21 protein-coding genes are annotated in these 24,182 nt (G+C 46.8%); 13 read left to right on the top strand and 8 right to left on the bottom strand.

All coding sequences use genetic code 11. The features are described 5' to 3' along the window. Positions 1-339: 339 nt before the first annotated feature. Entirely contained in the window at positions 340-1,386 is a 1,047-nt protein-coding gene (locus OLMES_RS00910; RefSeq protein WP_087459513.1) for a DUF4214 domain-containing protein, read from the top strand. Positions 1,387-2,206: 820 nt separating this feature from the next. Here OLMES_RS00910 and OLMES_RS00915 read toward each other — a convergent pair. Then, a complete protein-coding gene (locus OLMES_RS00915; RefSeq protein WP_087459514.1) occupies positions 2,207-2,608 on the bottom strand; it encodes a type II toxin-antitoxin system MqsA family antitoxin in 402 nt (133 codons plus the stop codon). A gap of 3 nt (positions 2,609-2,611) precedes the next feature. Further along, positions 2,612-2,908: a type II toxin-antitoxin system MqsR family toxin gene (locus OLMES_RS00920; protein WP_087459515.1), complete on the bottom strand. Its 297-nt coding sequence runs from the start codon at positions 2,906-2,908 to the stop codon at positions 2,612-2,614. Between the two features lie 370 nt (positions 2,909-3,278). Between OLMES_RS00920 and OLMES_RS00925 the strand changes: the two genes are divergently transcribed. Next, a complete protein-coding gene (locus OLMES_RS00925; RefSeq protein WP_087459516.1) occupies positions 3,279-3,821 on the top strand; it encodes an HD domain-containing protein in 543 nt (180 codons plus the stop codon). A 25-nt stretch (positions 3,822-3,846) separates the two neighbouring features. On the opposite strand, the gene OLMES_RS00930 is transcribed toward OLMES_RS00925, so the two are convergent. Then, positions 3,847-4,839, bottom strand: coding sequence for a GlxA family transcriptional regulator (locus tag OLMES_RS00930; RefSeq protein WP_087459517.1), 993 nt, complete (start codon positions 4,837-4,839; stop codon positions 3,847-3,849). A 215-nt stretch (positions 4,840-5,054) separates the two neighbouring features. On the opposite strand from OLMES_RS00930, the gene OLMES_RS00935 reads away from it, so the two are divergent. The 3 genes from OLMES_RS00935 to OLMES_RS00945 all read left to right on the top strand — a co-directional run bounded on the left by OLMES_RS00935 (position 5,055) and on the right by OLMES_RS00945 (position 9,163). Continuing rightward, on the top strand, positions 5,055-6,245 hold the full coding sequence (locus OLMES_RS00935; RefSeq protein ID WP_087459518.1) for an aromatic ring-hydroxylating oxygenase subunit alpha: 1,191 nt from the start codon (positions 5,055-5,057) through the stop codon (positions 6,243-6,245). Between the two features lie 140 nt (positions 6,246-6,385). Further along, positions 6,386-8,005 (top strand): histidine kinase dimerization/phospho-acceptor domain-containing protein, encoded by a 1,620-nt coding sequence (locus tag OLMES_RS00940; protein WP_157678089.1) that lies wholly within the window; start codon positions 6,386-6,388, stop codon positions 8,003-8,005. Between the two features lie 24 nt (positions 8,006-8,029). Next, positions 8,030-9,163 (top strand): response regulator, encoded by a 1,134-nt coding sequence (locus OLMES_RS00945; protein WP_087459520.1) that lies wholly within the window; start codon positions 8,030-8,032, stop codon positions 9,161-9,163. A 4-nt stretch (positions 9,164-9,167) separates the two neighbouring features. Here OLMES_RS00945 and OLMES_RS00950 read toward each other — a convergent pair whose 3' ends face one another. Then, positions 9,168-10,385 carry an EAL domain-containing response regulator gene (locus OLMES_RS00950; protein WP_087459521.1) on the bottom strand — a complete coding sequence of 406 codons (1,218 nt, stop codon included), beginning with the start codon at positions 10,383-10,385 and terminating at the stop codon, positions 9,168-9,170. Positions 10,386-10,435: 50 nt separating this feature from the next. Continuing rightward, positions 10,436-13,666 (bottom strand): PAS domain-containing hybrid sensor histidine kinase/response regulator, encoded by a 3,231-nt coding sequence (locus tag OLMES_RS00955; protein WP_087459522.1) that lies wholly within the window; start codon positions 13,664-13,666, stop codon positions 10,436-10,438. 236 nt (positions 13,667-13,902) lie between these two features. Here OLMES_RS00955 and OLMES_RS00960 point away from each other — a divergent pair, with 236 nt between their 5' ends. Both OLMES_RS00960 and OLMES_RS00965 read left to right on the top strand, forming a co-directional pair. Beyond that, the gene (locus OLMES_RS00960; protein ID WP_087459523.1) at positions 13,903-15,024 is read left to right on the top strand and encodes a response regulator; all 1,122 of its coding nucleotides are present in this window, start codon (positions 13,903-13,905) and stop codon (positions 15,022-15,024) included. Positions 15,025-15,182: 158 nt separating this feature from the next. Continuing rightward, on the top strand, positions 15,183-16,283 hold the full coding sequence (locus OLMES_RS00965) for a malate dehydrogenase (RefSeq protein WP_087459524.1): 1,101 nt from the start codon (positions 15,183-15,185) through the stop codon (positions 16,281-16,283). Between the two features lie 18 nt (positions 16,284-16,301). On the opposite strand, the gene OLMES_RS00970 is transcribed toward OLMES_RS00965, so the two are convergent. Beyond that, positions 16,302-17,180: a LysR family transcriptional regulator gene (locus tag OLMES_RS00970; protein ID WP_087459525.1), complete on the bottom strand. Its 879-nt coding sequence runs from the start codon at positions 17,178-17,180 to the stop codon at positions 16,302-16,304. A 221-nt stretch (positions 17,181-17,401) separates the two neighbouring features. Between OLMES_RS00970 and OLMES_RS00975 the strand changes: the two genes are divergently transcribed. Both OLMES_RS00975 and OLMES_RS00980 read left to right on the top strand, forming a co-directional pair. Continuing rightward, positions 17,402-17,854, top strand: coding sequence for a DoxX family protein (locus OLMES_RS00975; protein ID WP_087459526.1), 453 nt, complete (start codon positions 17,402-17,404; stop codon positions 17,852-17,854). Further along, positions 17,841-18,566: a glutathione S-transferase family protein gene (locus OLMES_RS00980; protein ID WP_087459527.1), complete on the top strand. Its 726-nt coding sequence runs from the start codon at positions 17,841-17,843 to the stop codon at positions 18,564-18,566. The genes OLMES_RS00975 and OLMES_RS00980 overlap by 14 nt, the downstream gene beginning before the upstream one ends. Positions 18,567-18,597: 31 nt before the next feature. On the opposite strand, the gene OLMES_RS00985 is transcribed toward OLMES_RS00980, so the two are convergent. Next, on the bottom strand, positions 18,598-19,461 hold the full coding sequence (locus OLMES_RS00985; protein ID WP_087459528.1) for a crotonase/enoyl-CoA hydratase family protein: 864 nt from the start codon (positions 19,459-19,461) through the stop codon (positions 18,598-18,600). A 105-nt stretch (positions 19,462-19,566) separates the two neighbouring features. Further along, positions 19,567-20,574: an AraC family transcriptional regulator gene (locus tag OLMES_RS00990; protein ID WP_087459529.1), complete on the bottom strand. Its 1,008-nt coding sequence runs from the start codon at positions 20,572-20,574 to the stop codon at positions 19,567-19,569. 97 nt (positions 20,575-20,671) lie between these two features. Between OLMES_RS00990 and OLMES_RS00995 the strand changes: the two genes are divergently transcribed. The 4 genes from OLMES_RS00995 (at position 20,672) to OLMES_RS01010 (ending at position 24,154) form a co-directional block, all read left to right on the top strand. Further along, complete coding sequence (locus tag OLMES_RS00995; protein ID WP_232465234.1) at positions 20,672-22,261, top strand: flavin-containing monooxygenase; 1,590 nt, start codon at positions 20,672-20,674, stop codon at positions 22,259-22,261. 195 nt (positions 22,262-22,456) lie between these two features. After that, positions 22,457-23,449 carry a hypothetical protein gene (locus tag OLMES_RS01000; RefSeq protein ID WP_087459530.1) on the top strand — a complete coding sequence of 331 codons (993 nt, stop codon included), beginning with the start codon at positions 22,457-22,459 and terminating at the stop codon, positions 23,447-23,449. Positions 23,450-23,457: 8 nt separating this feature from the next. Then, complete coding sequence (locus OLMES_RS01005; RefSeq protein WP_087459531.1) at positions 23,458-23,805, top strand: hypothetical protein; 348 nt, start codon at positions 23,458-23,460, stop codon at positions 23,803-23,805. A gap of 70 nt (positions 23,806-23,875) precedes the next feature. Next, positions 23,876-24,154 carry a hypothetical protein gene (locus OLMES_RS01010; RefSeq protein ID WP_087459532.1) on the top strand — a complete coding sequence of 93 codons (279 nt, stop codon included), beginning with the start codon at positions 23,876-23,878 and terminating at the stop codon, positions 24,152-24,154. The last annotated feature ends 28 nt before the right edge of the window (positions 24,155-24,182 follow it).

The following is a 24,182-nucleotide window of genomic DNA, read 5'->3' on the forward strand; positions in this document are numbered from 1 at the left end:
TGCAAGTGCCTGGGAAAACCATTTTCCGCGCAGAGATCGCTAGGCGTTTTGGTCTGAACGATAACTCCAACACCGGTTAAAAGTTTCTTAACCCGATTGCTCTATTCTGATTTACTGAGTCACTTTAGATTCATTATTCGCTTGGTTGAGGTCATTTGATTTCTACCTTTTGTTCAGCCGTATATCCTCTGGGAAAACCTCAATTAATATTTTAGCACATAGACTATACTGATCTTTTTAGCAGAAATGAAACGCAAATTTTTCTTTCTTTATTACGTGTAGAAACGGCCGATTGCGTGGCAGAAGTGAATTTTTGGATTAGTAAATTAGGGGATATCTATGAATGGAATGTGCTTGAGGGACTATTGGAGCAATCCTTTGAAGATGATGTGTGTAGTCGTTTTGTTTGTCTGTGTAATCATTACACAGAAGTTGTGGGCAAATGACTGCGAGTCCAGGCAGTACACAGAGTCAGAGCGTAAGGTCGCAGATGCCTATATTGCCTATTATGGTCGCCCTGCTGATTTTGAGGGATTAAAGTATTGGTCTGAGATATTGGAGCAAGAAGGTGGTGATATTAGTCGCATCATTCAAGCTTTCGGTAATTCTGAAGAGTTTGATGCGGCATTTGGAGATTTATCGAATGAAGAATTGATTAAGAATTTATTTAGACAAATGTTTGGCCGTGACCCGGATGACGCTGGGTTAGCATTCTATCTGGAAGAGCTTGAGAGCGGGCGAAGAACTCTCCAAAGTATAACTCTTGATGTACTAAATGGTGCGCAAAACAAAGACCTGCAGGTAGTGGAAAATCGTTTTGAGCTAGCATCGTTTTATACGAACTTGGTAGAACAACATGCTGAAATAGAATACTCAAGTCAGATAACGGATAATCTGCTGGATACTGTTACTTATTCGAAACACCATCAATTAACATGTTTGGCTTTATATATGTACTACGGATTAATACCTTCTGAACCGTATATCGCGCTATTGGATCTGGAGCCAGATAACAATTTTTATATTACCGCTCCTGAGATATCTCCTGCCATCGTATATTCCGGGATAGTTGGAACGATTACCTACCCCAATGATAATGAAGACTATTTACTATTAAATACTAAAGATTCAGAAGAGCCAATACCTGTATTATTTCGGCTAGATACTGTGACCTCTCAAACTGTTGGTGATCTAGATCTTGAAGTTCTAGATGAGTCATTGAATCAGGTCGGCTTGTCGCAAAACAAGAATACCTCACTAGGTGCCGAGCAAATATCAATTGATTTGCTCCCAAACTCAGTCTATTACGTCCGAGTATATCAGTTTGGAAACATAGATGGCCGACCTTCAATAAGGTACGATTTGACAATTATACTACAAGAATAATTAGGTCTAGATATTGGGTAGAGTAACACTTTCGGATGAAATACTGATAAAGTTTGCACCGCACTCGTTATCCGTTCGTACTGAGGCAGAGTTGGAAAGCAGGTTGGCAGTGGCCACGATATGGGCAGAATGTCTGTCGTTATTAGCCGACAGACTGCTCTCCCTATATGATCTTTGGGGCTGATATAGCCAAGCAATAAGCCCTCTTATTTGAGGATTTCGACAAAAAATGTCGACGAATTGTCCGGAATCCGTCCGATAAATTGATTCGAATGACATGTCATGCGAAAGCAAAGCCGGAATTTGTGACGACGCAAAGTTCGGAACTTCCTTCCTCAATACTCTTATAAATATCTTTAAGTCAATTAGTTATAGCTCATCTTAGACGATTTGCTCATTTCTTGAAAATGTAAAGTCGACGACATGCTCGGAAAACATTTTATGATATTCTATCTTATTGAAAGTATTGGATAAAACATCTTTGGATACTCAAATGTCGAAGAAAAAGCTGGAAAAATAGGCATTTCGAATAACAGCTAATTTCATAACTTTATGATTTAAAAGGAGTGAAATTGAAATAGATTAAAAAGTGAGCAAAAATTGCTTGGCTAGAAAAAGAAGCGCATACTGAAATTGTCGTTGTTACACAGCCTCTGGCTGGAGGCAATGCAATGAGCTTACATACTCATGACCTTTATTCACCGTTTGTTTCCTCTAAACTTTAGGATAGAGAGAAAGAAACAACGTATTCGAGAGCGGATCAAATATTGTTGGGGCTCAAATAACGATAACCTGACCTGCACTCTACTGAGTAGCTAAATTAGATAGCTCTTACTTCATTTAATAGCTCAGGATGACGATCTAAAACTTTCAGCAGTTTAATCAATGACAGAGGAGGTTTCGTTTTGCCAGTCTCATACCGAGAGAAAGCATTTACTCCTCCTCCAAATATTTCCGCTGCTTGTTTTTGATCTAAGTGCAGTTTTTTTCTGACCTCAGAAATATAAGACGGATCAATAATAGATGCGTTAACTTGTTGATTAAAGTGTCTTATTTGGTCTCCATACATTTTCGCTTCATCTCGATCAAGAATAAACTCAGAGCACGCAGGGCAAAACTCCCCAGTTATACTGGGTATAGTCGTTGTCTCGCCTTTGTAACTGTAATTTATATCACGCGTGTCGTGTATTAAATCAGCGGCACCACAAACAGGACATTTCATTTCTTATAACTCCTTAAACGAAATTACCAAGACATCTTCAACAACTGTTAGCTTTAGATAAATATCAGCAGAGCTTGTATTTGGTCGATAAACATCTTGCCAAATATTATGATCAGCGTAAGTAGTCATACTTTTATAAAAGTCCGACGACTTTAAATTCATGATGGTACGCTCAATATCATCCTGGTCTAAACCTAAAAGAGTAGCGCCCTCAATAGCAGATCTTGTGACTCTTAGCTTTCCTTGTTCTACTAGCCCTTTAACAATTGCCAACTTGCAATGAGGGGTTCGCTTTTCCATTCCTGAGTTAACCTAATTGGTTATTTTTGAAAAGTATATGATTAATGTAATGGATATGCAATTTAATAAGTTAAAATGCGGATAATTGGTAATTTCAGGCTCAACAGAGGCTAAATATGAAACGTCAACAGGCCCTAGCCTGAGGAAAGCCCATTTTGTCGTTAGAAAATTAATAATAGGATGTCTCTTATGGGCTTTCCATGCCAAGTATCTTAAATAATCACTAGGTCTGCTTCACCAGAATTGCGGGCTACGCCAGTTCTGGCAAACCTGTTTTTGTCAAAAGATCTTCTTGCGTGAGCCCCTGCCATTGACTGGCTAACAAGGTTGCTGCCTCTCCGATTTTGAACCTGAATGAAGGAAAACAACAATGAATGTACATCCGCCGTTACCACTCATTGATGAAATTCTCGAACCATGGCGAACGGTATTGGGGGACGACTTTCAGAGCTATCGGAATCACTGTATCCGTATGGCACTGTTTTGCTTCGCGTTGAAGGCAAACTGTACGCCTGAAGAAAAAAAGAAAATCCAGATTGCCGCAGCATTCCATGATATTGGTATCTGGATTGAAAATACTCTCGACTATATCCCGCCTTCTGTTTCGCCGGCAATGGCGTATTTAACAGAGCATAAACTCGAGCCTTGGTCAGAGGAAATCACCCTGATGATCACGGAACATCATAAACTGACCCCTTATCAAAACGGGGCGTTTCCGTTGGTTGAGGTTTTCAGACAAGGTGACTTGGTGGATTTTTCACTGGGTTGGGTGCGAAACGGGCTGAAAAAGTCTGAAGTAAACAGCATTAGATCCAGCCTGCCAAATGCGGGCTTTCATACCATGTTATTCAAACGTGGATTTCAATGGTTTAAAAATCACCCCTTTAACCCTGCGCCGATGATGAAGTGGTAAGCCTCCAATTCTTCCGAAAAGCCTCTTATCGCCTACTCGGTAATGATTCCCGGTATTCCGAGGGGGTTTGAGAAAATTCTTTTTTAAAGTTTCGACAAAATACTGTGGCAGAGCCGAATCCTGATTGCTCGGCAATTTGCTGGATTTGCAGGTCTGTAGATTGAAGCAGGCTTCGGGCGATGTTGAGCCGTTGTTTCATCAAGTATTGGATGGGATTATGGCCCGTGGCACTGACGAAGCGCCTTGACAGGGTTCGGGCGGTGACATTGAGTTGTTTGGCCAGTGTATCCAGCGAAATTTCCGCTGAATAGTTCAGCCGGATGGCATCTCGCGCGGCATCCACCAGCGTATCATTGCAGCTGGGCTCCAGAAAGCGGGGCAGTGGTGCATCCTTCGCGCGGATAGTGAAGTAATGAGACGCAAACTCTGCGGCCCGATCACCCAGGAACCGCTGGATTAACAATATGGCGACATCGAACGTTGCGGGTGTGCTGGACGTGGTGATGACCCTGTCGGCTTCGACCATTTGCAATTGCGGTGTGACCTTCACGTTCGGGTAGCGTTGTTTGAACATATTTACTGAGGCCCAGTGTATGGTTGCCTCTCGTCCATCGAGTAGGCCCGCTTCTGCCAGATAAAATACCCCGGTCACCAAGCCTGCGATGATGCTGCCGTTTTCGTGTTGGTCACGGAGCCAATCCAGTGCTGCTCTGGATTCCTTCAAATTCACACCTGACAATTCCCATACTGAGGGCACGACGACCGCATCAAACTGGATATCACGGACGGCTGGATCGGCAAAGCATCGGGTATCCACTTTGAATCCGGAAAAGCCACTGATGTTTTTCCGGGTAGTTCTTAACAGACTGATCTCAAAACGGTTGAAATTGACCTGTCGGGTGGTTCGTGCGCTCAAGGCCATGCCGTGGAAGACCTCTACCGCACTGGTCACCGTACTGCTCCAATATTGATCTGGAATCAAGTAGGCGATTTTGATTGATGATTGGTTCTTGTCCATAAATTAAGGGCTTTGGTGGGTTTTTAATTCGGGCACTGTGTTGATCCGGCGTTTTCTGTTTGGGATCGAATTGTCGGCTTGCAAGTCGTTTTGTCTATAATAGTTGATTAAGTGTCAATTTACGTTATTTTGGGTTGATCAAATCTTGTTAAAGTAAATTATACCTGCGGAGGTGGCTAAGCAAGAGACCTTTTCAATAACAAGAGGATTGATGAATGGACCGACAAACTGAAATTCGATTAATTAAAGATGTGTTGGCGTTGAAGGCAAAAGGTGAAACCCAATACCATGCGTCTACTCAAACTCATTCGACTGAGCGGTACGTATCGGATGTTTGGTTTAAACAAGAACTGGACAACATTTTTCTCGGGCGGCCAATGGCTATCGGTGTCGCCAGTGAAGTGCCAAATGTGGGTGACTACATTGCACTGGACTGGATTAAGGGCATGTCATTGCTCATGGTGCGGGATCAGCACAATCATATCCGTGTCTTTGCCAACGCCTGTCGCCATCGTAATGCCCGCCTGGTGGAGCATGGCAAGGGAGGGTGCAAGAAGAAATTCAGTTGTCCTTATCATGCCTGGACCTATAGCACTGAAGGTGAATTGGTCGGGGCACCAGATTTTGAGCGGGGATTCAGCGACCTGGACAAGAAAGCGTTGGGACTCATCGAATTTAACAGCCGCGTGGTACAGGGCATTGTATTTGTTCATCTTGATCTCGACCAGCAATTGCCGGAGACCTTGCTCGCTGATGAAATGAAATCCGGCTTTGATTTTCTGGATATTGAAAAGCAACGGGTCTACAAGCGCCGCAGTTATGTTTTGAAGGCGAACTGGAAAATCCTGACCGAAGGTGGCATCGAGGCCTACCATTTTAATGTCGCGCACCGGAATACCCTTGCCCCTTTTTTCCTGGGAAACCTGTCTACATGGGAAACCTGGGGCGGCATGGATATGCGTATGATACTCCCCAAAAAAACAATGCTTGAAGCTAGCAGTTTGCCCGAAGATAAATGGGACATGCGTAAAATGGCCAATATTATTTACACGCTGTCTCCGTCGTTGCTGTTTCTGGCTCAACCCGACAACATTTCGCTGATCAGGATGGTACCGTTAAGCCCAGGCGAGACGCGGATCGAAGAGGTGCTTTTGGTTGATGCCCCCAAGAATGGCTCAAACGCATGGTCAGAAGAAGAACTCAAACGCCATGAAACCAATCATAATCTGGTCTATAAAATCTTGAGTGAAGATTGGCTGCTGGGAGAAGCAATCCAGGCCAATATGGAGAGTGGCGTTGTGAAGGAAGTGCACTTTGGCCGTTTCGAGTCGGCATTAACTTGGTTTCATACTGAATACGAGAAGGCATTGGGGCTGGATAACCGTATGATCGCTCGAGCAGTATAGAGCCGCAGGCCAATGTCAAAAAAATTTCCCTAATTCGTCATACAAGCTAAAGTGAAGAGTATTGTCGATAGCGTTGTCGGTACCTGGTGCTGATTACGATCAGTTTTGTTCATAACACCGATATACAGGTCGCGCTCCCCGTGAATATCTCCAACAAATTAGGGATAGCCTTTGTATCAAGTATCTTTCTCGTCGGCTTCACTGCCTACTATGGCATGCTGGAAGTTGAAGAAAACTTCAATGATGTCATCAAGTCTGAAACGCTCAAGGTTGAGTCTGCTCTTGAAATGGAGATTAATCTGAACGAGGCAGGCTCATCATTGTTTGTGTATCTTACGGACCCAAACCCTGTTCTGCTGGATCGATTTAGCCGGGATATTTCGGAATTACACCATTATTTCAACCAGATACAACAGGAAGCTCGTCTCGCCGGGGAAGGGCTTGAGACACTTGAAGTCGTCCGGGTAAAAATTACAAAGTTTGAGTCCTCAGCAGAAAATCTGATATCGGTTGTTGATCGACAGAATTTGCTGATTCTTGAGCGTAGGTCGTTATTGGATGAAGACATTGAACCGTTGCTGGATAACGAACTTCAGCCGAGTATCAATGAAAATGAGCCTGATTTCATTGATAAATTACGTGCCTTTATGGAGTTGGAGATTAACATTCATGAATTAATCTCTGCTGTCCGTGGCTATCTGTTGCGTCATGATGCCTATTTGAAAGACCGGATAGCAGACAGTATTTCGGACTTCGAATACTGGCACAGTACTTTGGAACATCTTGAGCTCACTCCGTTGCAACATGAAAAGTTCAATAAGTTGCTGGTTTACTTTGCAGATATAAAATCCATGAGTATCCAGATTCTGGATATGGAGGACCGGAAGGCCGCTATCGTTCTGGATATGGAACAGCTCATGGCTGAACTGGATGTTCTGTTTGATACCAAGATTCAAAGGCGGGCCGAGAATGAGATTGTTGAAGCCCGCGCCCAAACGCTTTCTATCATTACCCTGATAGAGTGGGTGATTATTGGAACGGTGTTGCTGGGGTTGATTATGACCTACCTGATTATATCCCCGATTACGCGCAATATTCGCGAATTAAGCCGTGGCATTGTCGATATGCGAAGTGGCAACGCGGCAGCAGTGCATATTGACTCCAAAGATGAATTTGGCCAGCTGGCTAATGCGTTTAACGAAATGTCAGGTGCAATTCAGGAGAAAACAAAATCCCTAGAGGCGATTAATACCGAGCTTGAAAATCAAATTGCCATGCGTAGAGAGGCCGTCAGCGATAAAGATAAAGCAGATGCGGCGAACGAGGCCAAGTCAGTCTTTCTGACTTCGATGAGTCATGAGATCCGAACACCTCTGAATGCCGTGATTGGTCTTACGGAACTGACGTTGAGAAGCGATTTATCGGAGCGTCAGCGAGAGCAACTGAAGCGGGTTGTTTCTTCTGGCAAGAATTTGTTGGGCTTGATCAACCATATTCTTGATTATTCCAAAATTGAAGCCGGCGATTTACGGCTCGAATCTGTTGATTTTGGTTTGGATGAAGTGTTGTCCAGCATGGCAGATATTGTCTATCTCAAAGCGGAAGAAAATGGCTCGGAAGTGATTATTAATGTGAAGGAGGATGTCCCAACTCGTTTGATTGGTGACCCGCTTCGAATTGGCCAGATTCTGATAAATCTGGCGGGTAATGCCGCTAAGTTTACGGAAAACGGGAACATCATTATCACGGTGGAAAAGTAAAGTGGGAAACATGAAATCCTCGATATGATTCGTATCTGTGTATCCGATACCGGGATTGGCATGTCTGATCAGGAGCAAAAGAAACTCTTTAATGCTTTTGTCCAGGCGAGCGACAGCACATCGCGTAAGTATGGGGGAACCGGGCTGGGTTTGACGATATCCAAACGGCTGGTTGAAGCGATGGGCGGGCAGATATCCGTGGAATCTACAGAAGGGATTGGCAGCACCTTCAGTTTTACGTTTCCGCTGGTTGAAACCGAGGAGCGGGAAAGTGCGATGTTTCTGAACCAGCTTGAGCATGGACAATATCCTATTGTCATTATCGATGATAACCAGGCCGTGCTCGATACCCTGGAGCGTACGTTGACCCGAATCGGGTTTCCTGTGAGGTGCATCGCCTCCAGCGTGGAATCTGTTGTGCAGATCGTTGACTATATTTCCAGTGGCCAGTTACCCAAAATTATTCTCGTAGATTTGATTATGCCGGAGATGGATGGCCTGGAAACCATTCAGCGCTTTGCCACGCTGACAGAAGGGCAAAAACCGGAGATTATCCTGATGGCCGCCCATCAGGATGTTGATCACTTTCAAAATGGCATCAAAGTATACGGCATTGAGCATATTCTCCATAAACCCGTTAACACTGCACATTTACTGGATACTCTGGTCGACATTTTCAAAGGCAACAAAACGAAAAAAAGCCAGAAAGTGGGTTCAATCGATGTTGCCCAAACTGTGCGAGCGGTTCGGGAGGGGCTGAAGTTGTTGCTTGTGGAAGATAATGAAATGAACCAGATGGTTGGGGTGGGGGTCTTGGAGCAAGCCGGTTTTTATGTTGATGTTGCGGATACCGGGGTCAGTGCATTGGAAAAAATTGGTAAGCAGTCTGCCGATGATCAATATCACTTGGTGATCATGGATGTTGAAATGCCGGAGATGAATGGCTTTGAGGCAACCAAAGTCCTTCGATCGCAAGCACAATATGTGAATCTACCCATTATTGCCATGACCGCCCATGCCTTCGAAGAGCAGCGTAATGCCTGTTTTGAAGCGGGCATGAATGACCACATCCCCAAACCAATTGATGCACGGGAGTTAATTTCTACCGTCAATTACTGGATTAGTAAATACGATAATCAGGACGGTTTTCATAAATGACCCGTTAATTTTCCGTCAATCCGTTCCATTCCCTTAACCAGGTCGAAAAATCTTCGGGAGGCAAGGGCTTGGAGATAAAGTACCCCTGCACGAGGTCGATGCCCAATGCCGAAATTCGATCCCAGTCCTCTCGTGTTTCGACCCCCTCGGCAACGGATGCAATGGCCAGTTGTTGGGCAAGTGAAGCGCTGGACTCCAGAATACGTCGAGTTGAATCATTTTCCCCGGCGCCATAAACGAAGGATCTGTCAATTTTCAATTCACTGAAGGGAATGTGCTGAAGCTGACTCATTGAGGAGTAGCCCGTGCCAAAGTCGTCGATGGAAAGACAAATTCCGAGAATTTTCAGCCGGGTTAAGACCTCGAGCACATTGGTCGCATCACGCATTAGTGCCGTTTCAGTGATTTCAAGAATGATATCGCTGGGGTCGATGGCTTCATTTTTTAGCTTTGCGGCGAGATTGGTTGCGAAATCCAGTTGGGAAAGGTTCAACATGGAGACATTGATCGACAGTTTGAGCCGGTGACCTTCCGCTTTGAATCGTTTCAATTCCTGAATCGACATGTCGATCACCCGCTCTGTGATGGCGTTGATCAAGCTGGACTCTTCTGCCAGCGGAATAAACTCATCCGGCCCGACAATGCCGCCAAATTCCGAGCTAAACCATCGAATGAGCGCTTCTGCGCCAAACACACATTGTGATTGCACATTTACCTTGGGTTGGAAAAACAGCGTGAATTCATCGTTATCCAGGCCAAATTGTATGGCATCGGCTGAAACCGAGCGCTTACCGAAAGGTTTGGGTTTCGGGGCGAATGGTTCATTGAAAACCTGATCCAGCAACAATGCCAATGCTTCTTTCTGAATCGGCTTTTGAATTGCACCGAGTACATCGAGATTATGGGCTTTACCCAGATCCCGCGCCATGCGCAGAATATCGGAATCCAGACCACTGATCACCGCAACTTTGCCGTCAAAATTGACTTCTGCCAAATGGCGCAATAAAGCCAGGCCATCCATATCAGGCATTTCAATGTCGCAAATAATGAGATCGAGCGGACTTACCGATTGTCTGCTCTCAACTAACGCCAGTGCTTCCTGTCCTGAGCACGCTGTTTCACATGTTTGGATCTCCAATTCTTCGAGTGCACAAAGGAAGAGTTCTATGGCAAATTCGTCATCATCCACAATCATCAGATTTAACTGTGTGATGTCTGGCATGTTATCTCCTATTGACGACTATCGGGAATGTTAAATGTATGACGATATCGTCAGTGTATCAGTGCGTTAATATCCGGTAGCCAAGTGTTTTTTAAATAGTCTAGCACTCCCGTTACCAAAGGTTGTAGTTCCGGAACTTTTGCATCGAGAATGTCTGTATTTCCATCTTTTCCTGCCTTTTCCAAGGTCTCACTTAGACTGGCTAACTCTGAAGCACCAATAGACCGTGCGGATGATTTCAATTGATGGGCTAATTTACCCACCTTTGTACCGTTTTGATCCTTGTGGGCCAGAATGACTTCATTGAGTAAGCGTTCTGTGGTTTCCATAAACTTGGTGAGTACGCGTTTTTGAATCTTCGGATTTGTTCCTACAACTTTGGCCAGCATCTCCCGATTTACCGGGCCCACCGCGCTGCCCTCGATAGCGCTCTCCTGGATTGTACTTTCCTGGATAGTTCTTTTCTGGATCGCGTTCAAGGGTGTGTTTCCTGATTCGGTAACCTGTTTGAGCGCTGTTTGGGGTCGGGCAAGCGGTAACCAGCGTTGCAGAATGGTCTCGAGCACCGGGAGCGTCAGTGGCTTGGATAAAAAATCATCCATACCCGAGGCGGTACACAGCTCAACCTCGCCGGGCATCGTACTGGCGGTCACGGCGATAATTGGTAAACGTGGGCGATGGTGTTCTGTTTCGTATTTCCGGATGGAGCGCGCCAAGTCATAGCCATCCATCCCCGGCATATGGCAGTCCGTGAGGAGCAAGTCAAATTCCTCCCGTGTGACTTTGGCAAAAGCAGAAACACCGTCTTCGACAACGGTGACATCTGCGCCGAATTGCTCTAACTGTGAACCAATTACTTCCCGATTGGTGGGGTTATCTTCCGCCACGAGAATTCGTTTACCCGGGAATTGCACATATTCAGCAGTTGTTTCGACCTTCGCTCTGGCTGGCAGCATTCCGGGTGCCGTTGTTTTGCTGCTTTTTAGTGCTTCCCCGGGCGCGATCATCATTGCCCTGGCCACGGCGGTCTGGAATTTGGTTCGCAGTAATGGGGCGCGATCCAGTGAGAGAATTTGCGAACCAACGAGTTTAATACCCGTGCGGCTCGCTTTGTTTAATATAATGGCTGGTAGTTCCTGTTCCGCGCTGGCCTGACGTATGCGGAGAACCATGTCAGCAGTGCATTCCGGTGACGCTTCGGCCAACGCTACAATCAGAAGGTGAACGGACCCCCCTTTTTCTTTGCTGGATAATAGCGATTGAATCGCATTGTCTTCGGTCTCGACAAAGGTGGTGTCGACGGAAAAGGTGCTCAGATAATTGGCGATAGAGAGTCTGGTTTCGGTATTATCCACCAATGTCAAAGCTGTCAGCCCCTCGGGAATCACTTGCCCATATTGAGGGGAGGGTGCGGAGGAGACGTCGAAATTGATCTCAATCGTGAAAGTGGTGCCACGGTGTGGTTGGGAATCTACATTGATTTGTCCATTCATGGCATCCACGATACTTTTACAGATCGCCAGTCCAATGCCCATGCCGCCGAAACGGCGTTTTGTGGACGCTTCAGCCTGAGAAAACGGTTTGAACAGATCCGGTAATTTGTTCCTGAAAATACCAACGCCATTGTCTTTGATGGTAAAGCGAACCGTCGCTTTATCGCTGAGTCTGCGGGGAACCGATACCGTGAGAAGTACCCGACCCGGTTTGCTTTCGGTGGTGTTGGTAAACTTTATTGCGTTCTCCAGCACGTTAAAGAGCATCTGCTCCAGTCGGGTTCGGTCGGAATAGATAATATCCGGCACCTCGGGCTCGACGATGAGCTGCAAGGTGACGTCTTTCAGATCAGCAAATGGCACGAGGTCACCAACGACTTTGTCGATGACGATTGAAGGACGAACCTGTACGCGCTCGAGTTCGATACGCCCGGTTTCAGACTTTGAAAAATCGAGTAGATTGTTGATCAGTTTCATCAGAAAGCGGGCAGAGCGATTAATGGTGTCGACCATACCCAGTTGAGTCGAATCCAGCTGGCTCTGCTTCAAGACCTCCAGTGTGCCGATCACACCATTCATGGGGGTGCGGATTTCGTGACTCATATTGGCGAGAAAAGCGGACTTCGCATGATTCGCGGCCTCAGCTTCTTCTTTGGCAATCCTGATCTCTTGCTCCGCTCTTTTTCGGTCACTGATATCGGTTGCCACTTTTACGATTTTATACTGTTTGCCATTAAGATCCCGAATAGGATTGTAAGAGGCTTGAATCCATATCTCCTGGCCATTTTTACCGATTCGGCAAAATTCGGAACTGTGAAACTCCCCGTTTTTAAGCGTTTGCCAGAAACGCCAATAGGCCTTGGCGTTTCTGTACTCGCTATCGACCAGCATCGAATGATGCTGGTGCTGAAGTTCCGCAAGCGTGTAGCCAAAAAGCTTTAAAAAATTGTCGTTTGCTTTCAGTATTATCCCGTTCAGGTCGAACTCGACAACGAGCTGAGATTTGTTAATGGCATCAACTTGACCAATGTAGTCTGCGAAGCGGGCCCGTTCTGCGGTGATATCTGTCGCGTATTTGATCACTTTATAGGGCTTTCCTGCATCATCAAGGATCGGATTATAAGTCGCTTGAATCCAGAGCTCGTTGCCGCCCTTGGCAAAGCGTTTGAACGCCGCAGACATAAACTGGCCTTGTCCAAGTTGTTGCCAAAATGCTTTGTATTCACTGGAGCTGCCATAACCCGGCTCGACAAAAATAGAATGATGTTTACCCACAATTTCGTGCAACTGGTATCCCATAAGACGCAAATAGTTTTGGTTGGCATCCAGAATAGTGCCATGCAGATCGAACTCGATTGTGGCAAGGGATACATTGAGTGCTGCAAGTTTGGCTTCGGAGCGATTGCGGAGCTCCGTTTCGTTATTCAGGGCCACCTGTAATTCTGCGGACGGGTTGCGACTCAGAAATGTCATGGTTTTGTGCTTTGCGCGCCAAAGCAACAGCGTTAAAAAAAACGCGAGCAGCGCAGACAGGGAATTCATACCCACGGTAAATGACAGGCCCTCTGTGGCACCATGTGCAATTGCTCTGAGCGAAAAAGCGGTTCCGCAGGTGAACGTAACAAAGAGCAGAGCATTTACGATTGATTTTGGGGAGAGAGGTTTACCACGAATAACTACGACCACTAAAACGATGAGCCCCGAAAAGGCAAGGAACAGTATCAAATCCGGTGTAAACAGAAAGGGTTCCAAACCCGGATTTGAAAGGGGTGGTTTGTGGTCGAGCACCGTCTGCTTACCTCACTGAGATTCTGCCATTGCATCTTTGCGATCTGAGCTTAAGCATAGTTCAGAGCGTTTGCATACTGCAAAATAGTGAATCCGCTGAGCGACTGCCACAAGTCGATTAGGTTGTTTGTTTTGTGCTCAATTTCTCTTTTGGACTATTCTACACAATAGACTGAAATTGAAATCATCTCGCTGGCGATTGCGCGTCGCAGCAAGCTGGGTGTAGAGGACAATATATGAAAATTCTGGTGGTAGAAGACAATCCGATAGATCAGGAAATTATAAAAGTAAATCTCCCGGATCACGAAATTCTGATCGCGGAATCCGGAGAAAATGCGCTGGAATTGATCGAACTGTCACCGGACTTGGTGCTGCTGGATATCGAATTGCCGGGGATCGATGGTTATGAAACCTGTAAACGGATGCGTAAAAATGCGGGAATGGAAATCACCCCGATTGTATTTTTAACCCACATGACCGGACTTGGGGATAGAATCAAAGCCTATGACGCCGGTGGTGATGACCATTTAAGTAAACCCTGTGATCACCTCCTGTTGCGCTCCAAAGTGGACGTGTACGACAAAATTCGAAAACAAATGCAATCATCCGCGGATGAAGCCAAATGTGCAATCAGCGCATTGCTGAATCTCCAGAGTCAATCCTCTAAGGTTCACTGTATCAGCCGGTTTGTGCAAGCCGCAAGATATTGCCGGGACGTTGATCGCCTGCTCGGACTTTTTCTCTCGACTGCCAGAGAAATTGGTGTGCAGTGTATTCTGGAAACCCGATTGGACGGGGTCTCAAACTGGGTTTCGACCAAAGGCCCTGTTTCTGTTCTGGAAAAAGAGATTTTGGAATGTGCAAATAGCGTCGAAAAAATTCATCAATTCGGTCAGCATAGAGCGATTTTTCATTGGCCCCAAGTCTCCATGTTGGTTCTACATGTGGAAGATTCACTCGATATCCTGGCATTGTTTATGGACTCGCTCGATGCTGCACTTAAAGCTATCCGGACTGAGGCTCAGTTATTGGAGCGGGTAAATCAACTGGAGAAATATAATTCGCTTGTCAGCGATCAAGTTACAGATCTGTTCGAACAGATGCGGGGGGAACTCACTGAAATGATCGTATCCCTTGGCCTCGTTGCGGCACTGGAGCCCGATGAGCAGGATCGATTCAATGACATGCTTGAACGTTACGACAATAATATTCGAGACAAGCTTCGAACGCTTTCCTACAACAATTCCGAAATTCGGATACTGGTTTCCGATTTGCGCAGTGCACCAGAAGACATTGAAAAATTACTTCGTGAACAACATCAATTTTCCGGGAACAACAAGAATACGGAATTATTCTAACGTTATCACATAGGTCAAGCGAACGCCCGCGCTAATTGGGAACAATCAGTACATGTTCAAGTCTGTGATAGCCGTCACACAGTAGGAAAATGATACCTGTTGGTGTAGCCTAGTGGGTTTTACAACATTCAAGCCAACATTGTGAGGAAATTTTTAACATGAGACGTCCCGTTCGAGTTGCGGTCACCGGGGCCGCGGGTGCTATCAGCTACAGTTTGCTCTTCAAAATTGCAGCAGGTGAGATGATGGGTAAAGATCAACCCGTGATTCTACAACTGGTGGAAATGCCGCAGATGATGGAGAAGCTGCTCGGCGTGGCGATGGAGTTGATGGATTGTGCTTATCCATTACTGCACACTATTACCTTGCATGACAATGTTGAGGATGGCTTTAAAGGCGCTCACTACGCCCTGCTGGTAGGGGCCAAACCCCGTGGACCGGGAATGGAGCGAAGTGATTTGCTGGTTGAAAACGCGGCGATTTTTGCGCGTCAGGGCAAAGCGTTGAATGATTTTGCGAATCGGGATGTCAAAGTACTGGTGGTGGGTAACCCGGCCAATACCAATGCGTTGATTGCCAGCCGGAACGCGCCTGACCTGAGTCCTTCCCAGTTTACCTGTCTGACCCGGCTGGATCACAACCGCGCGAAAGGCATACTGGCCAATCACAGTGGTGCAACAACCCGTGATATCGGCGGCATTATGATCTGGGGGAATCACTCCACGACACAGTACCCTGATTTGCATCAGGCCACGATCATTGGCAAACCTGCGTTGGATTTTGTCGATATGGACTGGTACCGGGATGAATTTATTCCCAAAGTGCAAAAACGTGGTGGTGAAATAATCCAGGCCCGTGGTCAATCCAGCGCCGCATCTGCAGCACAGGCTGTAGTGGATCAAATGCGTGATTGGGTGTTAGGTACCGAGCCGGGTGAAATTATCAGCATGGGCATATTGAGTGATGGTAGTTATGGCATAGCCAAAGGCGTGTTTTACTCGTTCCCGGTGCGCTGTAACTACGGTCGTTATCAAATCGTGCAAGACATTGACGTGAATGAATTCAGTCGTCAGCGCTTGCAAGCCTCAGAGCAGGAACTGCTGGAAGAAAAAGCGGTGATTGAGCATCTACTGCCCAAAGAGACAGAACACTCTCATCAAAACCTGAGCATCTGCTTGCGTTCAGGGGTGACATTGTACGCCGATGATGCGGGTCCGGATGCTACCAGCAACTTCCTGTCGACTCATCGGGTGATGTAATCCACGCCTGCTGTCTGATCATGGAGTCGGTGAGTCACCGATTTCTTCAAAATACTGTTTCAGGCAATTCATCACCAATCGAATCCGTGCGGTTTTGCGCAGGTCCGGGTGAGTGAGCAACCAGATGTCACTCGCCGGGGCTGGATCAAACTTACAGCATTTTACAATGCCGGGGCGTTGTTGATCTGCAGGTAACAGCGCAATACCGTGACCCGATTCTGCAAAATAGGACATGGCGGTCAGTTCGTCACAGCGGGTTGTGATCCTTTCCGGATGATGTTGTTCCAACCAGGAGAATGCGGGCAGGTTCAGCATCGACCCGCTCCCGCCAATGAGGTTGTGGGCTGACAAGTCTGCCAGTGAACTCAGTTCAGGAGCGGATTCCAGATAGGTCGGGCTTGCGTAGATGCTCCAAGGCAGTGAGGCCACTTTTCGGCCAATTAAATGTTCGGGTGGATTGGGCGTTGCACGCACGGCAATATCCGCAATCCGACTGTTCATATTGATTTCCTGATTCGTGCTCAATACTTCAATGGTGATTTCCGGATACTGTTGTCGAAAGGAGGTCAGGGCATCCGGTATATAGTGATACGCCAGATTGAATGGCGCGGTAATCCGGACATGGCCACGGGGTTGTAATTCTTTGCCGATGAGCAGGCGTTCGATATCACTAAAGCGATGGGCAATGCTGTCACCCAGCGCGGCCAGTTCTTCACCTATCGGGGTGATCTGGTATTGATTTCCCTGGACTTCCAGTAGTCGGGCCTCAATAACGGACTCCAGTGCCTGTAGCCGCCGGTACACCGTGGAGTGATTCACGCCGAGCTTTCGGGCGGCTCCTGCCAGTGAACCGGTCTCGACAATGGCCAGAAATGTTTTCAGTCCATTCCAGTCCATAATAACCTCTGCATTTATGCATTATTAATGGAGAAAAAGCGTATTCATATTGCGTTTCTGCAAATATTTGTGTTTCGCATTATAGACTATTCCCTGTAAATTTCGTCCCTTATTGATTGCGAGGCATTGCATTAATGCAATATGAAATTGCATAAATTGAGAATTAAACTGCACAGATGCACAGGTTAGACTGAATATCGTTCAACCGTGGAGATGTTTTTATGCAGATTAAACCGAATGCGGACTTAGCCGCGTTATTGCTAAGATTGACCTTGGGTAGTGTGTTACTGGCCCACAGCCTGTACCTGAAATGGGTTGTGTTTACCTTACAGGGCACGGCAGATTATTTTAGTTCGATCGGGCTGGCTTCCTGGCTGGCGTATGTGGTTTTTGCCGCAGAAGTTGTCGCGGGTGTCGCCTTATTGCTGGGCGTAGCAACCCGTTGGGTTGCGCTCGGGGTTATCCCCATATTACTGGGGGCGACGGTGGTACACTGGGGCAATGGCTGGCTATTCACCCGTACCGGTGGCGGCTGGGAATATCCTCTGGTGCTAACCTTGATGGCGGTGATTCAGTTCTATTTGGGCAGTGGTCGCTTGGCACTCAAGCCAGACTCTGGTGATTTCATTCAGGTCGAGCACAAATCGAGAGGGCAGGCTTATGACGCAATTTGATAACAATACATCCGGGCTTGAATACGAATTGGTAAGTTTCAAACTCTGTCCGTATGTTCAGCGTTCCGTAATTACGTTGCGTGAGAAGGGCGTAGCGTTCAAGCGTACGGATATCGAGCTATCGAACAAGCCGGAATGGTTCTTGCGGCGGTCACCCACCGGGAAAGTGCCCATGTTGCTTGTTAACGGTAACACCGTGTTGTTTGAATCAGCAGTGATTTGTGAATTCATCGATGAAACGACACCCGGGTCGATGTTACCGGAAAATCCGCTGGAGCGGGCCTACCACCGTGCCTGGATTGAATTTGGTTCGACCATTCTCAATCAGATTGCCAGGTACTACAGTGCCGAATCCGAAGTAGATTTTAACCTGGCCGCACAGAATCTGAGGGCGAGCTTTGCCCGTGTCGAGGCAGAAATGGTTTTGCCCTTTTTCTCGGGTGAATCGTTCCAGATTGTGGATGCCGTTTATGCCCCGATATTCCGTTATTTTGATGTTTTCGAACAGCATCTACCGGCGGCGGTTGTCGCAGAGCAAGGCATTTTCGATGGCTATGACAAGATCGCACAGTGGCGTCGTCATTTACAGGCGCGCCCTTCGGTTATCCATGCTGTTGCACCGGATTATCCGGAAGGGCTGATCGCCTTTGTGAAAAACAAAACATCCTGTCTCGCCAACATTCTGAATCAAGCAAAACTGGCCCCTGCCTGAAGGCGTATCATTCGAAACTATTGCACGTTGATCAGGACTCGAACAATGGTTTGTTCGGCCAGACCTCATCGAATGAGGCCTGGTTTTTTTGTGCCTTGGCGGCAAAGGTTTTCATCATGTCATTGGGGCGGAACATACCGGATTGCCAGGTGGCCATGTATTTCAGGCTGTCCTGTACGGAATGATCGCGACTGAAATTGATCATTTCCTTGCAGCCAACAACGGCCAGCGGCGAGTTGGCCGCGATTTGGGCGGCAATTTCGAGCACGCCCGTGACCAACGCATCATGATCCGGAAACACGCGATTCACCAGGCCCATGGATTGAGCTTCGGCGGCGGTGAATCGACGGCCGGTGTAAGCCAGTTCCCGCACCATGCCCTCGGGTACCAGTTTCGGAAACCGCTGCAGGGTGCCGACATCCGCCGTCATACCCAGTTCTGTTTCTTTGATAGTAAAGAACGCATCTTCGCTGGCATAGCGGCAATCCGCAGCGCAAACCAGATCCAGTGCCCCACCGATACAACCACCCTGAATGGCCACTAATACCGGAATGCGGGCTTTTTCGAGACTGCTCAGGCTATCCTGCAATTGTAAGACAACCCGACGTAAATTTTCGCCCATACGTCCGGGGTCTCCGGTCATGGTAATGGCTTTGGGGTTGGAGAACACACCGAGATCCATGCCCGCTGAGAAGTGCTTGCCGGTGGAGGAGATCACGATAACCCGTGCCAGGGATTCATCATCAATGTGTTGCACTATTTTTGGCAGATCTTTCCAGAAATCCGTGGTCATGGAATTCAGTTCATCGGGTCGTGAAAATTGAATGTGGGCGATCTTGTTCTCAAGACTGACATTGAAACAAGGTGAGGTGGGTAAAGTGATTTCTGTGCTCATGGTGTGGCTTCCGTATGGTGATCTTAGCGCTGTAAAGTTTATATCTAAGCATGCAATCTTGACAGTGTCAACTTGTGTTGCTCTGTTCTTTTGGCCGGACGTTGGTTACGTGCTTTGAGCCTGGCGTCGATACTGGTTCGGCGTTTGTCCAAACCAGCGTCGACATGCCCGAATAAATGCACTTTGCTCGGCATAGCCCAGGAGTCCGGCAACCTGGGTGAGGGGCAGTGCGGAGTCCGCTAAATAGCGTGCAGCCAGTTCCTTTCGCTCCCGATCCACCATGGTTTGGAAGTGCAGCTGCTCCTGGCTCAGGCGTCTTTGCAAGGTTCGGGTCTGGAAACAAAGCTGGTCTGCAATGGTATCAATTCTACAATGTCCGGTGGGCAGTAACCGCCGGATCAAGTGCGTGACTTGTTCGCTCAAGCGGGGGAGTTCATAAGTAAATTGTGACTCCAGATAATGCAGAGCCATCTGATGCGTGGCGGCGTCTGCAGACTTGTTCTCCATTTGCAGGATTTCCGGGCGGAGTACCATGCCGGTTTTCGGTTGCTCGAACAACACCGGACAACCGAAGAACTGTTGATAGTGTTTGACGTCCAATAGGGGTTTGTGGGCAAACAATACCATTTTAGGGCGGGATTCAGGGGAGTTGAGAATGCGCAGGATGTGCAAACCAATCGTCAAACTACTCTCGGTGACCTGTCGAATGTGTGGCAGGGAAGGTTCCAGAATCTCCAGATTAAACATCAATCCCTGATCCGGCAGTAAATCAAAATGAGTATGAAATGCCGGGCTGTGGACATGCAAATAGCGACTGATGTTACGAATGCCTTCTTCAATTGAAGCGGAATGGCGCGCAATAATCGCAATCGGCCCAAGTATGCGGATACCTTGGATCGACGCCAATTGCATGCCGAAATCCGGGCAATCGAGTTGATTCGCGCTGGCCTCATAGAGTCCATTCAAACTGCGGAAGGGGATAAAAGCATCTTCTTCATGCAATAAGAGCCGGGGGATTTTGAAGTCATTCAGAAGCGCATAGGGATCACCTCCCAGTTTTTTCACGAGTTCATCAAAGCCTTGCAAAGCACTGGTGCGGATCAAATATCCCATAGCGGATGGTTTCTCTGGATGAATGGAATACAGTCTGTCATGAAATGCCAATTATATGTCATGAAATGGCGATTAAGAAAGAACCAGCGCCACTAAAATGGGAACATTCGTACAGGATTTTGAGGGCATCATGGCAACGCAGAAGAAAAAACCAAACACTCCATCTATCGTTATCATCGGTACCGGATTCGGTGGCCTGGGTATGGCGATTCAATTGAAAAAGGCGGGTATTGACTCTTTCACCATGTTGGAGAAAGCCAATAACGTCGGTGGAACCTGGCGGGATAACACCTATCCCGGTGCGGCCTGTGATGTCCAGTCTCACCTGTACTCGTTCTCCTTTGAGCCGAAGCATGACTGGAGTCGCAAGTTTGGTCTGCAGGATGAAATTCAGGGCTATATGGAACACTGCGCCGAGAAATACGATCTGAATCGTCATATTCGCTATCAATCCGAAGTGACTGCAGCTCGTTTCGATGAAAATGCAGGAGAGTGGGTCATCGAACTGAAAGATGCCGAACCCATTCGGGCGAATGTGCTGGTCACGGCTACCGGACAATTGAATCAACCTGCTTTTCCAACCATTCCCGGGCTGGATAGTTTCAAAGGTAAGCTGTTCCATTCCGCACGCTGGGATCACAGCTATGACTTGAAAGGAAAACGGGTGGCCGTAATCGGTACCGGTGCGTCGGCGATCCAGTTTGTGCCACAAATTGTGCCCCAGGTTAAACAGCTGAAACTGTTTCAGCGTTCCGCAGCATGGGTGATTTCCAAACCCGATCGTCCCTTCAAGTCATGGGAGCATGGTTTATTTTCCCGTCTGCCCATGTATGATCGCCTGTATCGTACCTTCATCTACTGGAAAAACGAGGGTCGGGCCCTGGGGTTCACCCGTTTTGACAAGGTTCTCGATCTGTTCGCGCTGGAAGCCAAGTGGATGGCCCGTCGCCATGTTCGCAATCCGGAAAAACGCCGCAATTTGATTCCGGATTATAAAATCGGTTGTAAACGCATACTGATGGCGAATGACTGGTATCAGGCGGTGGACAACGATCACGTTGATTTGATCACCGACGGCATAGCGCGGATCGAGAAAGATGCGGTGATCACAAAAGATGGCCAGCGCCATGAGGTGGATGCGATTATTCTCGGTACTGGATTCAAGGCCACCGATTTCTTGTCGCCGATCAAAATCCATGGCCTTGAAGGGCAGGATCTCAATGATGCCTGGAAAGAAGGTGCTGAAGCCTACAAAGGGATCTCCGTATCCGGCTTCCCGAACTTGTTTATGCTGTACGGCCCGAATACCAACTTGTCCCATAACTCCATTGTATTCATGCTGGAATCGCAAATTCACTATGTGTTGGAAGCAATGAAAGGGTTAGGCAAGAAAAAAGCGCAATATCTGGACGTAAAAGCAGACCAGCAGCGGAAATATGTAGACGGTTTACAAGGCCGTTTGGAACACTCCGTGTGGGCCTCAGGCTGTGGTTCCTGGTACACCACCGCAGCGGGCCGAAACGTCGCCAACTGGCCAGGTTTCACCTTCACTTATCGCATGATGACCCGCGACTTCGAACCGAAGGACTACCAGTTTAAAACACTCAAGCCGGTCACCTTGAATACAGCCAACAAGCCCAAAACCAAGCCTAAACCCGCACAACCCGCCACCAACGCAGCAAGCTGATCGCTGACGTTTCATTTTGTTGTGTTTGATAAACTCACTTATCTTTCGGGGTAAGTGAGTCGATGGTCGTCATACAACACTTCTCAGTTGATGTACTAACTCAAATCCTATCAGATTGACACGAAACGACTTGATCCATAGAATCACGCTTAATGGATGAGTATGGAATATTCTCAAATCTAAAGGATTAGACTCATGGCTGAGCTTTTAATGTGCACTCGTGCGGACTCTCCGTCCAATTTGCTTGCAGAAAATAAAGATCTTCTTAAATCATTTTGCGCAACTAATTCACTTCGAAATACATCTCTCTTACAACCCTATACGCCCTATTTAATTCCGAGTAACTTTTTTAATCGAACTTCGATAATAAGCCCATTAAGTGAATTGTCACGAAATGAGCGTCAATTGCTCACTCACACAATTCAGCAGTTCGGGGATCTCACAGTCGCCATTTCAGATTTTTACAATGATATGTTTCTTGGTGGAAAAAAAGCTGATTGGCAAAGTGCATCAGGGGCAGCTCTCGGGGCTTATAATGATCGGGTTTCAGCGTTCACACGATCTCTGAATCGTTATCAAGAAACGCTTATTGCTCTTCGAAAGGCTAAACTGGCTAAAGAGCCTAAATTGACATTAGCTAATTTAGAAGTTCAAGTTAGAAGTGCTTATGGAAATCTCAATCAACATTTCCAGCGTGAAATGGTGCAATATACGAAGAACATTAGTTCGAAACGCGGCAGCGTTCTTTCTAATGTTGATAGAGGTGTGAATATCGCTAAGGATAGCCGTCACGTAACAAAACTTCAGTTAAGTAGCACTCAACAGATGCAGAATCTTAGCCGTTTCAGTAAGGGGCTATCTTATGTAGGGAAGAGCATAGTAGTTTTGGATGCAGCGGGTAGGTCTGGTAACGTTGTTAAGGATTATCGAGAAGGAAACGATTGGCAAAAAACAGCGGTGCAAGAGTCAGTAAGTATGTCCGCTGGGGTGATCGCAGGTTCCATTGTATCTAAAGCCACAGTTGCTGGTTTAACAATATTGCTTGGAACAACACCTGTTGGCTGGGCGATAGCGATTAGTGCCGGATTGGCAGCAGGATTTTTAGCTGGTTACACAATGAGTGAGGTTGGGAAAGATATAGCAACCCAGCTGTATGACTGGAGTTCTTCCATTGACTGGTTTGATTGAGAGCTTACATGACTAGTGTTCCTTATGATGTTTTTGCGCTTGCTTTCATTATGTTGTGGTCATTCGTTAGCTGGTTGTTATTTATCCGCCTCTCAATGATACCCATGGAAAAGGCACTCAAGCAGAAAGGTGTTGAGCCTTCTGCTTGGGACGGCGTTGGTATTCGTGCGGCTTGGTACGCTTGGGCCATTGTTTTCCAAGGGACTAAACTACAACAAGAGAACGATATTTTATTTGCAAGTGGAGATATTACTAATTACATCCGGCGGAAAGATCGAATTCTTGCAGGGATGCTAATCATCTCAAGTAGCATGTTCTTATCGGGTGGGGTTTTGTATTACCTGTTCAGGATGTAGTCGACTTCGAGCCATGAGTATCCTCTTGCTGAATAGACTGAGTCTGTGAAAAAAGAGAAAAGGAATTTTCGTGAAACGATTAACCAAGCTTTTATTACTTTTTCTGCCCCTACATACCCAAGCAGCCTATTTATGTACCGCAACGAGTGATCATTATCCTGCATTCACTGATGGTATTGTCTTCAGCAAGGAGGTGGAGCTTGAAGGTCCACAAGGGATGCCGAATGGTCATATCGATCTCCATCACCAAAGTGGTTTTGACTTTCGCCTCGTAGCTGGACGAACGATGGTGCAAAACGGGAACAAGCAGTTAATCGATTTTTATATTGAACCTAAATTCTGCAAATAACATTGTACTTGAAAAGAAAAAGGCGACT

The organism is Oleiphilus messinensis (assembly GCF_002162375.1).
GTDB classification, from domain to species: Bacteria; Pseudomonadota; Gammaproteobacteria; order Pseudomonadales; family Oleiphilaceae; genus Oleiphilus; species Oleiphilus messinensis.